The organism is Corallococcus terminator (genome assembly GCF_049194865.1).
GTDB lineage: Bacteria > Myxococcota > Myxococcia > Myxococcales > Myxococcaceae > Myxococcus > Myxococcus terminator_A.
In genome coordinates this window covers 164,624-176,867 of the sequence record NZ_JBLZWL010000002.1, presented here as the reverse complement: position 1 = coordinate 176,867, position 12,244 = coordinate 164,624, and the positions used below count along the sequence as shown (strand labels likewise).

The window sequence follows — 12,244 nt, the reverse complement described above, 5'->3', positions numbered from 1 at the left end:
ACGCTGCATCCCGGTGAAAGCAGGGAGGTGCTACAGCCCGTACTCTCCGCGCTTGTTCTCGGCGCGGGTGGCACACGGCTGGTCGTACTCCGGGAAGTACTGCTTGATGTGGTCCAGCGTGGCGGAGGCAGCCTTGTAGTTGCCCTGGTTGTAGTAGCCCTCCACCTCCAGCAGCAGCTTGGCGCACGTCCTGTCCAGCTCCTGCTGCGCCACCTTCATGCGCTCCTGGGCCTCGTAGTAGAGGTCGGGCTTGGGCTCCGGGTGGGCCTCCAGCATCAGCCACGCCTCGCGGAAGGACTTCCACGCCTCGTAGCGGTTGCGGGCGCCGATGTCCGGCGTGTCGTTGTTCTTCCGGCCGCGCTTGTAGGACTCGCTGGCCTGACGCAGCAGCTCCTCGGGCAACAGGTCCGGCAGGAGCGCGCGCTCGACCCACACATTCCAGATGCGCCAGGGGTCCTCGCCCGGCGGATTCTTGGTGTTGTCGAAGACGATGCGGTTGGGCTCGCCCTTCTTCAGGTGCTGGGAGGGAATCATCAGCTCCAGCGAGCGGTCCTGGCTGGCCAGCGTGTCCGGGGGCACCTTGCCCACGTCCACGCCGTTGACGCTGACCATCACCTCGTCCTTGGAGATGCCCTGCGCCTGGTAGTGGAGGATGACCACGGCCTTGGTGGCGGCGGTGTACTCCCACTCGAAGATCTTCATGTCCGCCCGGGCCCACGTCACGTCGGGCCCCAGGCCGAACGAGTCGCGGATGGGCTGCTGGGTGAGCACCGCGGGCTCCTCGCCCACGGGCCCCTTGTCCTCGCCGCTGAGCACCAGCCAGTACAGCAGGCCGAAGAGACCCAACACCACGGCGACGCCGCCGCCCACCAGGCCGCCGCGCACCATGTTGCTGGCGTCCGCCCAGAACAGCTTCGCGCTCGACACCAGGCCCGGAGACTCGCGGCGGATGCGGGCACGCTCGGCGGCGGACAGGCCGCTGCCCGCGCCAGCTCCAGCGCTGGACGACGGCCGCGCGCGCACGGGCGCGGAGCTGCCCTGCGGACGACGGGGCGCGGGGGACGAGGAAGGGGCCCGCTCGATGGCCGCGGGCTCGTTCGACGAGGCCAGCGCCGCGCGCGCGCCACTCTGCCCCGCGGGCCGCAGCGCTCGCAGGTTGTTGCGGGTGGCTCCCTGCCGCATCTCCTCCAGCGCGTTCTCGTCCGCGCCCTCGGGGGCCAGGGCCACGCCCTTGTTGCGCTGACGCTTGATGGCGTCCACGGAGACGATGCGGGTGCTGTTCGCGCCGTCCTCCGCCCCGGCGGGCACTTCCTCCTCACCCGTGGCGGGCTCGTCCGTCATCAAGGCGAAGACGAACGTCACCGGCCCCAGGGTCAGCTTGTCGCCGTCCTCCAGGGCCTGCGTCTGCACCGCGGTGCCGTTGAGCAAGGTGCCGTTGGCGCTGCCCTGGTCCTCGACGCTGTAGGCGTCGCCGTCGAGGAACAGGCGGCAATGTTTGCGGGACACGCCCGGGTCGTACAGCACGACGTCACATTCGGACGTACGACCGATGAGCACGGAGTCCTGGTCGAAGACGAACTCCTTGCCGGCGTCTTTTCCCTCGGAGATCGTCAGCTGGAAAGGCATGGGGGCCCTACAATCCTATCGAGGCACGCGCCGCTCGGGCAACGGCCGCTCGCGCGGAGACAGGTTCCATCACCTCCGCCTCGCCGCCAAAGGACAGCACCCACTGCGTGAGCCAGCGCTCGCTGTCGCCGGCCACGAGGACTTCCACGCCCCCATCGGCAAGCGGGCGGGCGTCCTGGCCGAAGCGCTCCTTCACGTAGGGCGCCGCCACGGGCGAGAACCGCACGCGCACGGACGCCTCGGAGCTGCTCCGGGCCGGGTTGGGAACATCCGCCCGGGCATCGGGCGGGGGGAGAAATGGCGTTTCAGTGACGGTGAGGTCTTCCATCCGGTCCAGCCGGAACAGGCGAGCGTCCTGCCGGGTATGGCAGAAGCCCTGGAGATACCACTGTCCCCGGTGGCTGAGCAGCTCATACGGACGCACCCGGCGTGGCTCGGCGGTCCGACCCGGGCTGGCATAGCCGAACGTGACTTCTCGCCTTTCGAGAATGGCGCGGGTGAGCGGCCCGAGCGCCTGGGGGGCCTCGGTGGAGGCATCAATCTTCCGGTACATCTCCCGGTAGCGCTCGCGCACCTGGGGCGGCAGCACGTGCTCCAGCTTCTGGAGTGCGCTCTGGAGCGCGTCACCCGAGGCCGGGCGCAGGAGCTCCGCCGCCGCGGCCAGCGCGGCGGCCTCTCCCGCCGTCAGTCGGGGCGGAGCGAAGAGGCGCTGGTCCAGGTCCACGTAGACGCGGTCATTGTCCACGTAGATGTCGATGTAGTCGTCCGGGTTGAAGGGAGGCCTGCCCACGCACGTGAGCAGGTCCAGCTCCTCCAGCAGGTCCTCGCGGCTGATGTTGAGGGCGCGGGCGAGCGCCTCCACCGTGACGCCGGGGTGCTTGGACACGTACGGGACGAGGAACAGCAGGCGGCGGAGCCGCTCGTGGACGTTGCTCATGCGCTCACCTTGTCTTCCAGCGCGTCCGCGTGACGGTTGGCGACGCGCGCGGCCATCTCCCTCAGCCGCGACCGGGCACTCTCCGGCCCCTCCACGACACAGTCCGCCCCCAGCGAGAGGCAGAAGCGCGCCAGCCCATCCAGGAAGCTCACCCGCAGTCGCGCGAGCGTGACACCACCCTCCGCCACCGGCTCCAGCGTCGCGCCGGGGAACAGGCCCGAGGCACGCGACGCCAGCGCGCCGGACAACCGCAACACCACCTCCACCGGCTCGTGGAAGCGGTGTTGCCACGGGAAGTACGCCACGTGGTTGTCGAGCGAGAAGTCCTCCGGCACCTGGAAGTCCGGCGTGCGCGGACGCGCGGTGTTCACCTTCAGCTCGCGCACGCGGTGGACGTGGAACGTGCGCAGGCCGCCGCGCAGGTGGCAGTGGCCCACGAGCGTCCACACCCCCCGGCGCAGCGCGAGTCCGTACGGGTCCACCTTGCGCTGCGTGGTGCCCGGGTGCTTGGGACTGGCGTAGGACATCTCCACCCACTTGCGCCCGGCGCAGGCGTCCCAGAGCTGCTCGAGGCGGGCGGAGACTTCTTTCTCCTGTCCCGCCGGCGTGGCGCCCAGCTCCATGCGGACCCTGGGCGTGGGCAGCGACTCGCCAGCGAAGAAGCCAATCTTGCGCAGCGCGTGTGCCAGGTCATCCCTGCCGGGGAAGACGCCGGACGCGAGCGCCGCGGAGCCGGCGGCGTAGAGCACGGCCAGCTCCTCCTTCGTCAGGTCCGCCTCCGGCAGGTAGTAGGCGTCACGGTCCACGATGTAGCCATCGCGGCGCTCGTCATCGCCCTGGACATAGGTGAGGGGAAAGCCCAGCTCCACCAGTTCGGCCTTGTCGCGCTCGAACTTGCGCTCGGCGGCGTCGTCCGAGCCTCCGTAGTCTGCGGGGAAGTGCTCGCGCAGCTCGGCCCAGGAGATGGGCTCGCGGGCGTCGAGCAGAAGGGCTACGAGGTCGAGGATGCGTTCGGTGCGGTCCATTCGGGAAGATCGGCGACGATGCCGGGCGGACCCCGGGGGGTCAAGGAAGGGGTACGTGACAGTGGGAAACGGCGGCCCGGCCCGCGCGGGGGGGCAGGCTGTTAGCTGGCCCTGACTGAACAGGCAAGCAGGTATTCTTCTGTGCGATATTTGTCATTCAGGTAGGAACCCGAAGACCGACCAAGGAGGGCTCGCACTATGGGCGCGACTTGGGATATTCCTGCGCCAGCTTCAGAAGGGAACCTCACCATGAACCGCACCTTCCGTAACATGGTTGCCGGGCTGGCGCTGCTGTTGGGGCTGGCCTGTGGGGTGATGCCTTCGTCCGCTGAAGCCGAGCCACTCTATTTCGCCGTCGAGGTCTGGCGCGAAGGCCGGCTGGTCGCCCAGCCCAAGCTCCTGGGAGAGACGGGCCGAACGCTGCGCGCCGAGCGCCGCCGTCCCGGTGCCCCGCTCGCCGACTACCGGCTGGTGCTGATGCCCCGCGCGGAGGGCGAGTCGTTCCTCCTCCAGTTGGACCTGCTCCTGCCGGAGGCCAAGGGGCACTCGGAGCTCGCGCTCCTGCACGGACAGCAGCGCAAGCTGCAGCTCGGCCGCGTACCCGGTGAGCTGGAAGTGTCGCTGCTCCTGATGAAGGTGGACTCTCCGGAGTTCCGCGCGCTGATGCAGCTGGGCACGGATGGCGGCAGCAGCTCCTCCGCCTGCTCCATCTGACCCGCATCCCTCCTGTCCAGCGCTAGAGCACCGCCAGGTCGTCGCGGTGCACGGCCTCATCCAGGTAGCGGTAGCCCAGCACCGACTCGATGTCGGACGTCCGCCGTCCGGCGATGCGCCGCAGCTCCTGGGCGTCATACGAGGCGAGGCCCCGCGCGAAGACCGCTCCAGACTCATCCGCCAGATCCACCGGGTCGCCTCGGTCGAAGTCCCCGTCCACGGCGCGCACGCCGCTGGGCAAGAGGCTGCGCTTGCCCTGGACGATGGCCTCACGTGCTCCCGCATCCACGGTGAGTGTGCCCAGCGGGCGCAGGGCATGGGCAATCCACGCCGCGCGCGAGCCCCGGCGCGCACCGGTGGGCTCGAAGAGGGTGCCCACGGGCTCGCCCTCCAGCACGGCGCGCAGACGACCGGGCACGGAGCCGGAGGTGATGACGCCTCGGATGCCCTGCTCGGCGGCGCTCGCGACGGCGCGGACCTTGGTCGCCATGCCGCCCGTGCCCACGCCGCTGGAGGTGCCTCCCGCGAGGGCGAGCACCTCCGGAGTCACCACCTCCACCGTCTCCAGGAGGCTCGCGCCCGCGTCCCGTCGAGGGTCCGCGGTGTGCAGTCCATCCACGTCGGAGAGGAGGACCAGGGCATCGGCCTCCACCACTCCCGCGACCAGGCCCGCGAGCGTGTCGTTGTCGCCGAACTTCAGCTCGTCCACGGAGACGGTGTCGTTCTCGTTGATGACGGGCACCACGCTGGCGGACAGCAGGCGCTCCAAGGCGTGCTTCACGTTGAGGTAGCGCCGCCTGTCGCGCATGTCCTCATGGGTAAGGAGCACCTGCGCCACGGCCTGGCCCTGCCCTCCGAAGACGTCCTCATAGGCCTGCATGAGCCGACTCTGGCCTACCGCGGCGCACGCCTGCTTGCCTGGGATGTCACGGGGTCGGGCGGACAGGCCCAGCCGCTCCATCCCCAGGGCGATGGCGCCGCTGGACACCACCACCAGCTCGCGGCCCTGGGCCGCCCACAGCAAGTCCCTGCCCAGCGCCACGAAGTGCTCGCGGTTGAAGCGGCCGGTGGCGTGGGTGAGGGCGTTGGTGCCGATCTTCACGACCACGCGCTTCGCGGCGCGCAGGGCGTTACGTCCCGAGTGACTCACGCGCGGCAGCCTAGGACGGATTGGGAAACAGCGCGCAAGGGCCGTGTGTTCACTACGGTTCCGGCAATCCGGCCCGGAACGGTGGTGTCAGCCACCTGGACGCGGCGCCGTATAAAGTGCCGGGAAAGACGGGGACTGCCGGTCTTCGTCAGAGGAGCAAGCGTTTGAAGGAAATCTTCGGCAACACCCTGGGTCTCAAGGCGAACGAGCAACACCGGCTGCGCAACACCTTCCGCCGGCGGGTGTCTCCGCACGAAATCGTGTCGCCCGAGCTCGCCCGCCACCTCACCGAGCTGTCCCACGAGACGAACCGACAGGTGGGCGTGCTCATCAATCGCAAGGGTGAAATCGAGCACGTCGTCGTGGGCAACGCCCACAAGCTCGAGTTGCCCGACATCGGCCGTGCTCGCGCGGGTCAGGTGCGTCTGCGTGGCCTGCGCCTGGTGCACACGCACCTCAAGAGCGAGCCGCTCACCAAGGACGACCTGACGGACCTCGCGCTCCTGCGCCTGGACTGCGTGGCCGCCGTGGGCGTGGGCCAGGAGGGGCTGCCGGGCGTGCTGCACTACGCCTACCTGGTGCCGGAGAACGGCACGGGCGAGTTCTGGCATGTCTCCACCCTGCCCTCCGTGCACGGGGAGCAGCCGGACCTGACGGAGACGCTGGGCGCGCTGGAGGATGAGTTCAGCCGCAAGGCGGCGGCGCGCGCGGTGGGAGGCCGGGAGAAGGCCATCCTCGTCGCGGTGTGCCTGGACGGGAACCGGAGCCGGGCGGAAGCGAGCCTCGCGGAGCTGCGGGAGCTGGCGCGCACGGCGGGCGTGGAAGTGGTCGACAGCGTGCTCCAGGTGAAGCGCGAGGTGGACCCTCGCTACCTCATCGGCCGGGGCAAGCTGGAGGACCTGAACCTGCGCTCGATGCAGTCCATGGTGGACCTGCTCATCTTCGACAAGGACCTCACCCCGTCGCAGGGGCGCCACATCGGCGAGGCCACCAGTCTGAAGATTCTGGACCGCACGCAGCTCATCCTCGACATCTTCGCGCAGCGGGCGCAGAGCGCGGAGGGCAAGCTCCAGGTGGAGCTGGCGCAGCTGAAGTACCGGCTGCCCCGGCTGGTGCAGAGCGACGACTCGCTCAGCCGGCTCGCGGGTGGAATCGGCGGACGCGGCCCTGGCGAGACGAAGCTGGAGATCGACCGACGCCGGGTGCGCGAGCGAATCACCAATCTGGAGAAGCGCATCGACACGATTGGTCGGGAGCGCAGCGTGCGGCGGGCGCAGCGCAACCGGCGCGAGCTGCCGGTCATCTCCATCGTCGGCTACACCAACGCGGGCAAGTCCACGCTGCTCAACGCGATTACCAACGCGCAGGTGCTGGCGGAGAACAAGCTGTTCGCGACCCTGGACCCGACGAGCCGCCGGCTGCGCTTCCCGCAGGAGCGTGAGGTCATCATCACCGACACGGTGGGCTTCATCAGGGACCTGCCCAAGGACCTGGTGGCGGCCTTCCGCGCCACGCTGGAGGAGCTGTACGACGCGACACTGCTGTTGCACGTGGTGGACGCGGCGGACGTGGCGCGGGACGAGCAGGTGGAGGCGGTGGAGAAGATCCTCTCGTCGCTGGGGTTGATGGAGAAGCCTCGGTTGATGGTGTGGAACAAGGCGGACCTGATGCCGGCGGAGGACGTGGAGGCGCTGCTGCGCTCGCGGGGCGGGGTGGCCATCAGCGCCCAGTCGCGCGAGGGGCTCGCCACGCTGTTGGCCAAGGCGGACACGACGCTGTTCGCCGAGGGTGCCTCCGAGGCCATGGGCGTCGTCTGACGCGGCGTGCGAGTTGCGGGGCAGGCGCGGCTCCCCCTAGAGTCGGGGAGCCGTGGCGACCTTTCCCGCAATGTCCTTGCAGCTCTCCGGCCTGCTCGCGCAGATCGTGCCGGACTACACCCGTCCTGTCTCCTCCATGTCCCCGAAGTACTTCGAGGTCCTGGAGCAGAACAGCCACATCATCTACCCGCTGGTGGCGATACTGACGCTGGTGCTCATCGCCGCGGGCGTGCTCCAGGCGTGGAGGACGCAGGATTTGGACGGCCTGCAGAAGAGCGAGTTCAAGAAGGCCATCGTCAACGAGCTGCGCCGCAACATCACCGGCCTGCCCGGTGACGTGCTGGCCAAGGCCGTGGGCCTGGACCGCCTGAAGACGAACCGCCTGCTGGAGCAGATGCAGCAGGACGGCATGGTGGTCAGCCACACCAACTCGCAGCGCCTCACCGTCTGGCGCATCCGAGGCTCCGGCCCGGAGCAGAGCGTCCGGCGGTACTGAGCAGCGCGGGGCTACTTGGAGAGTCCGGTGGAAGAATCCGCGATGCAGTTCGTGGACATCAGTGGCTCTCCATTTGATTCGCCTGGAATGCAATTCCAGGGTGCCATCCTCTTTTCCCTCGTCGCCTTCGGCCCCTTCATCCTCTGGTGGCTCCGAGGGAGTGCACGGAACTCCGAGGATGTAATGAGCGCGGTCATCCGCGCACCGGGTTCCGTCTCGCGGTCGACCGTTGCTGGAGCCAGCTGGATGGCTGCCTGCTCGGCGCTGCTCCTGCTGTCGATACTCGTCACGGCGTCCGTGCTCTACCTGGAGCTGTTCACCGTGGACTGGCTCACCCTCAACGCGAGGGACATCTCGCTGCGCGTGGACGCGCGTCCGCTCGAGCCCTGTTGGTATTGGGTTGCGATGGGGAACACGGTGGCCGGTGTCGCCACCTTGGCTTGGTTGCGACGGGCTCCCGCCACCATCACCGCGTCGTGACGTCCTGCGCCCGCCCGAGGCTCTCACGCAGCAGTGACGCCAGCCGTGTCACGTCGGGGCCGCGCAAGATGGAGTAGTGGTCGCCCGGAATCGCGTGGACGGTGAGCTCGCCCGTTGCCACCTGCTCCCAGCCGTGCACACGCGTGGTGCCCGTGGCCTCGATGGAGACAACAGGCCCCGAGTAGGGAGCCGGCACGTAGCTCCACGCCGCCAGGAGGTTCACCTCGAAGACCCGGCGAAGGGCTTCGAGTGACTGGGCTCCACTGCTCGCCGCCGCCAGGGCGCGCATCAGCGCCTCGGGGTCTTCCCGCGCGAGTTCCTCGTCGGTCATCGCGACAGCGTTCCCCGCCGCGCGCATCAAGTCTGAGTAGAACATCGCGCCGAAGCGCCGGGCCTCGTCGTGCCCCGGTGCCGCGCCCTCACCATCAAACGGACGCACGAAGCCGTCGATGAGCACGAGCACCTCCACCCGCTCACCCTGTTGCTGGAGCTGGTGCGCCATCTCCCACGCGATGCTGGCTCCCATCGACCAGCCCCCGAGCCGATACGGCCCGCGTGGCTGCACCTCCTTCATCGCGGCGAGATAGAGGCTCGCCATCTCCGGGATGCTCTCGCACGGAGGCACATCTCCCTCGAGTCCACGCGACTGGAGACCGAAGAAGGGCAGCTCGGGCCCCAGCGACTTCGCCAGCTCCGCGTAGCTCAGCACCGTGCCGCCCACCGCATGCACACAGAAGAAGGGCCGCTGTCCCTGTCCTCCATGGAGCTGCACCAGCGGACTCCACGCGGGCGACATGGACTCCCGGCGCAGCACGGACGCGACATGCGCCACCGTCGCACGCTGAAAGAGCGTCGCCACCGGCAGCCCCCTGCCCACCGCACCTCGGATGCGCGCGAGCAACCTGATGGCCATCAGCGAGTGGCCACCCAGCGCGAAGAAGTCCTCCGTCACGCCCACGGGGCTCACGCCCAGGACCTCTTCCCACACGCGCACCAGCTTCCGCTCCAGCTCGTCGCGGGGCCCCTCGTGCGCGCCGCGTGACACGAGCTGATGCCGCCCCGGCGCGGGCAGCGCCTTGCGGTCCACCTTGCCCGTGGGCGCCAGCGGCAGTACCTCCAGTCGCACCAGCACGCTCGGCACCAGGTACTCCGGGAGCCGCTCCTCCAGACGCGACGTCAACGCCTCCGCGTCCCACGGCTCCGCGTGCACCACGTAGCCCACCAATCGCTTCTCCCCACCCTCCTCCTGCCTCACCACCACCACCGCGTCCTTCACACCCGGCAGCGCCTTCAGCGCCACCTCCACCTCGCCCAGCTCCACCCGGAAGCCGCGCACCTTCACCTGTCCGTCCACCCGCCCCAGGAACTCTAGATTTCCATCCCCCAACCACCGCGCCTTGTCCCCCGTGCGGTACAGCCGCGCGCCCGGCTCGTCACTCAGCGCATCCGGGATGAACCGGTCCGCGGTCAGCTCCGCGCGCTCCCAGTACCCGTGCGCGAGACTCGCGCCCCCGACGTACACCTCACCCAACACGCCCACGGGGCTCGGTGCGCCCCGCTCGTCGAGCACGTACACCTTCACGTTCGAGATGGGCACGCCCACGGGAGGCAGCGAGGGCCACGTCGCGGGAGGCCCCTGAGCCCTCCAGACCGTGACGACATGAGCCTCCGAAGGGCCGTACTGGTTCTCCAGCACGCACCCGGGAAGCCGCTGGAAGAAAGACACCAGCGCGGGCGTCACCTGCAACTGCTCACCGGCCGTCACCACTTCGCGCAGCGGCGGCAGCACAGCCTCGTGTTGCGCCACCTCGCACAACGCCTGGAGCGCCACGAACGGCAGGTACAACCGTCCCACGCCGTGCATCACCATGCGCTGAAGCAGGGCCACCGGGTCCCTTCGCTCCTCCTCCCCCACCAGCAGCACGGTGCCGCCCAGGCACCACGTTCCGAACATCTCCTGGAACGACACATCGAAGTTCAGCGAGGCGAACTGGAGCGTCGTCGCCCCAGCGTCCACCGTGCGCGCGAGCAACCAGCGCAGCATGTTCCCCACCGCGCGATGTGACATGAGGATGCCCTTGGGCCGCCCCGTGCTCCCCGACGTGTAGACGAAATAACAGGGGGTCTCCGGCGAGAGCAGAACGGCCGGAGCATGCACGGGCCTCGCGCCAATCCGCCCCGCCTCCTCTTCCAAGCGCACCCGGCGCGTCCCCATGCGCTCGGGCAACGCCCGCTCCAGCGCACCGTGCACCAGCACCACGGGCGCGCCCGTGTCCTCCAACATCTGCTCCAGGCGCTGCGACGGATAGCTCGGGTCCAACGGGAGGAAGGCCGCGCCTGCCTTCAGCGTCGCCAGCACCGCCACCGGCATCTCCAGGGAGGCCCGCTCCAGGCACAACCCCACCGTTCCCCCCGGTCGAACACCCAACGCCAGCAAGTGATGCGCGAGCTGATTCGCGCGCCGCTCCAGGCTCGCGTAGGTCAGCGACGACTGTCCGTCCGTCACCGCCACCGCGTCGGGCGAGCGAGCCACCTGTGCCTCGACCCACGCGTGCATCAAGCCGGGCACGGCACTCGAATCCGCACGTCCACTCCACTCCCGCAGCAGTACACGCCGCTCCGATTCATCCATTAACGACACATCCCCGACGCGTCGCCCCGGGTCCGCGAGGAGTCCCTCCATCAGCGTCACGTAGTGAGTCGCCATCCGCCGCAAGGTCGCCTCGTGGAACAGCGCCTGGTTGTATTCCCAGATGCCGACCCAACCCTCGGCCGTCTCACGCAGGAAGAACGTCAGGTCGAACTTCGCCATGCCGTAGTCGAAGACCACCTGGCTCGCCGTGAGCCCTGGCAGGGACGGCATGGGGCGCGGTCCCTCCATGACGAACATCACCTGGAACAGCGGCGAGCGACTCAAGTCCCGAGCCGGCCGCAGCGACTCCACCAACGTCTCGAACGGGACGTCCTGGTTCGCGTAGGCCCCCAGACACATCCGACGCACCCGTCCGAGCATCGCCCGGAACGACTCCTCCGCATCCACGTCCAGGCGCGGCGCGAGCGTGTTGACGAAGAAGCCGATGAGGTTCTCCAGCTCGCGTCGGTTCCGCCCGGAGATGGGCATCCCCACCACCACGTCCCGCTGGCCGCTGTAGCGTGAAAGCAGCACCTGGAAGCACGCCAGCAACAGCATGAACGGCGTCACACCCTCGGCGCGGGCTTGGGCCTTCACTGCTTGCGAGAGCGGCGGAGACAGGGGCATCACCACGCTGGCGCCCCGGAACGTCTGCGCCGGCGGCCTCGGCCGGTCCACGGGCAGCTCCAGCGCGGGCGAGGCTCCCGACAGCAGCGCCTTCCACCACGCGAGCTGCGACTCCAGCACCTCGCCCTTCATCCACTCGCGCTGCCACAGCGAATAGTCCGCGTACTGAACCGGCAACACAGGCAACGTCGGCGAGCGGCCCTCCGTGAAGGCTCCATACAGCTCGCGCAGCTCGCGCTCCATCACCCCCATGGACCAGCCGTCACACGAGATGTGATGGAGCATCAACATCAACACGTGGTCGTCTTCGCTCACCCTCAACAACCGCACGCGCAGCATCGGCCCGGTGCTCAGGTCGAACGTGCGTCGCGCATCTTCCTCGGCGAGACGCAGGAGGTCCTCCTCCCCCGCCACCGGCTCCACATTCAGCGTCACCGAGACGTCGGGCGCGATGCGCTGCACCGGTCGCCCTGCCTCTTCACCGAACGTGGTGCGCAGGACTTCGTGCCGTTGCGCCAGCGCCGACAGGGCGCGTTCGAGCGCCGCCACGTCGAGCCGTCCCTTCAGCCGCGAGAAGAAGGGCACGTTGTAGGAGTAACCCCCGGCGTCCACCTGCGCGAGGAACCACAGGCGCTGCTGCGCGAAGGACAGCGGAGGAGGAGACCCCCTCGGAACGGGCACCAACGGGGGCAGGCTTCGCACCTTCGCCACCTCTCGCTTCACCTCGGGCGCGCTCATCG

At 69.1% G+C, this 12,244-nt stretch carries 9 protein-coding genes; 4 read left to right on the top strand and 5 right to left on the bottom strand.

All coding sequences use genetic code 11. The annotated features are described in order from the left end of the window. Positions 1-30: 30 nt before the first annotated feature. The 3 genes from ACN469_RS02780 to ACN469_RS02770 are packed head-to-tail and all read right to left on the bottom strand — an operon-like array spanning position 31 to position 3,588. Entirely contained in the window at positions 31-1,626 is a 1,596-nt protein-coding gene (locus tag ACN469_RS02780; protein ID WP_498763872.1) for an FHA domain-containing protein, read from the bottom strand. Between the two features lie 7 nt (positions 1,627-1,633). Beyond that, complete coding sequence (locus ACN469_RS02775) at positions 1,634-2,563, bottom strand: helix-turn-helix transcriptional regulator (RefSeq protein WP_498763870.1); 930 nt, start codon at positions 2,561-2,563, stop codon at positions 1,634-1,636. After that, positions 2,560-3,588, bottom strand: coding sequence for a helix-turn-helix transcriptional regulator (locus ACN469_RS02770; protein ID WP_498763868.1), 1,029 nt, complete (start codon positions 3,586-3,588; stop codon positions 2,560-2,562). The genes ACN469_RS02775 and ACN469_RS02770 overlap by 4 nt, the downstream gene beginning before the upstream one ends. Before the next feature lie 249 nt (positions 3,589-3,837). Between ACN469_RS02770 and ACN469_RS02765 the strand changes: the two genes are divergently transcribed. Next, positions 3,838-4,302 (top strand): hypothetical protein, encoded by a 465-nt coding sequence (locus ACN469_RS02765; RefSeq protein WP_498763866.1) that lies wholly within the window; start codon positions 3,838-3,840, stop codon positions 4,300-4,302. Positions 4,303-4,324: 22 nt separating this feature from the next. Here ACN469_RS02765 and proB read toward each other — a convergent pair whose 3' ends face one another. Continuing rightward, positions 4,325-5,452, bottom strand: coding sequence for a glutamate 5-kinase (proB, locus tag ACN469_RS02760; protein WP_498763864.1), 1,128 nt, complete (start codon positions 5,450-5,452; stop codon positions 4,325-4,327). Positions 5,453-5,616: 164 nt separating this feature from the next. Between proB and hflX the strand changes: the two genes are divergently transcribed. The 3 genes from hflX to ACN469_RS02745 all read left to right on the top strand — a co-directional run bounded on the left by hflX (position 5,617) and on the right by ACN469_RS02745 (position 8,245). Beyond that, a complete protein-coding gene (gene hflX, locus ACN469_RS02755; RefSeq protein WP_498763862.1) occupies positions 5,617-7,269 on the top strand; it encodes a GTPase HflX in 1,653 nt (550 codons plus the stop codon). 70 nt (positions 7,270-7,339) lie between these two features. Beyond that, complete coding sequence (locus ACN469_RS02750; protein WP_498764277.1) at positions 7,340-7,765, top strand: hypothetical protein; 426 nt, start codon at positions 7,340-7,342, stop codon at positions 7,763-7,765. A gap of 246 nt (positions 7,766-8,011) precedes the next feature. Then, on the top strand, positions 8,012-8,245 hold the full coding sequence (locus tag ACN469_RS02745) for a hypothetical protein (RefSeq protein WP_498763860.1): 234 nt from the start codon (positions 8,012-8,014) through the stop codon (positions 8,243-8,245). On the opposite strand, the gene ACN469_RS02740 is transcribed toward ACN469_RS02745, so the two are convergent. After that, positions 8,232-12,242, bottom strand: a complete 4,011-nt coding sequence (locus ACN469_RS02740) for a non-ribosomal peptide synthetase (RefSeq protein ID WP_498763858.1) — start codon at positions 12,240-12,242, stop codon at positions 8,232-8,234. The two genes, ACN469_RS02745 and ACN469_RS02740, sit on opposite strands and share 14 nt — an antisense overlap. Between the last annotated feature and the right edge of the window lie 2 nt (positions 12,243-12,244).

Excerpts from the sequence above, each read along its gene's own strand:
- ACN469_RS02770 (WP_498763868.1), bottom strand. The coding sequence starts at position 3,588 with ATGGACCGCACCGAACGCATCCTCGACCTCGTAGCCCTTCTGCTCGAC.
- ACN469_RS02765 (WP_498763866.1), top strand. The coding sequence starts at position 3,838 with ATGAACCGCACCTTCCGTAACATGGTTGCCGGGCTGGCGCTGCTGTTG.
- ACN469_RS02780 (WP_498763872.1), bottom strand. The coding sequence starts at position 1,626 with ATGCCTTTCCAGCTGACGATCTCCGAGGGAAAAGACGCCGGCAAGGAG.
- ACN469_RS02775 (WP_498763870.1), bottom strand. The coding sequence starts at position 2,563 with ATGAGCAACGTCCACGAGCGGCTCCGCCGCCTGCTGTTCCTCGTCCCG.
- ACN469_RS02740 (WP_498763858.1), bottom strand. The coding sequence starts at position 12,242 with ATGAGCGCGCCCGAGGTGAAGCGAGAGGTGGCGAAGGTGCGAAGCCTG.
- ACN469_RS02750 (WP_498764277.1), top strand. The coding sequence starts at position 7,340 with ATGTCCTTGCAGCTCTCCGGCCTGCTCGCGCAGATCGTGCCGGACTAC.
- ACN469_RS02745 (WP_498763860.1), top strand. The coding sequence starts at position 8,012 with ATGGCTGCCTGCTCGGCGCTGCTCCTGCTGTCGATACTCGTCACGGCG.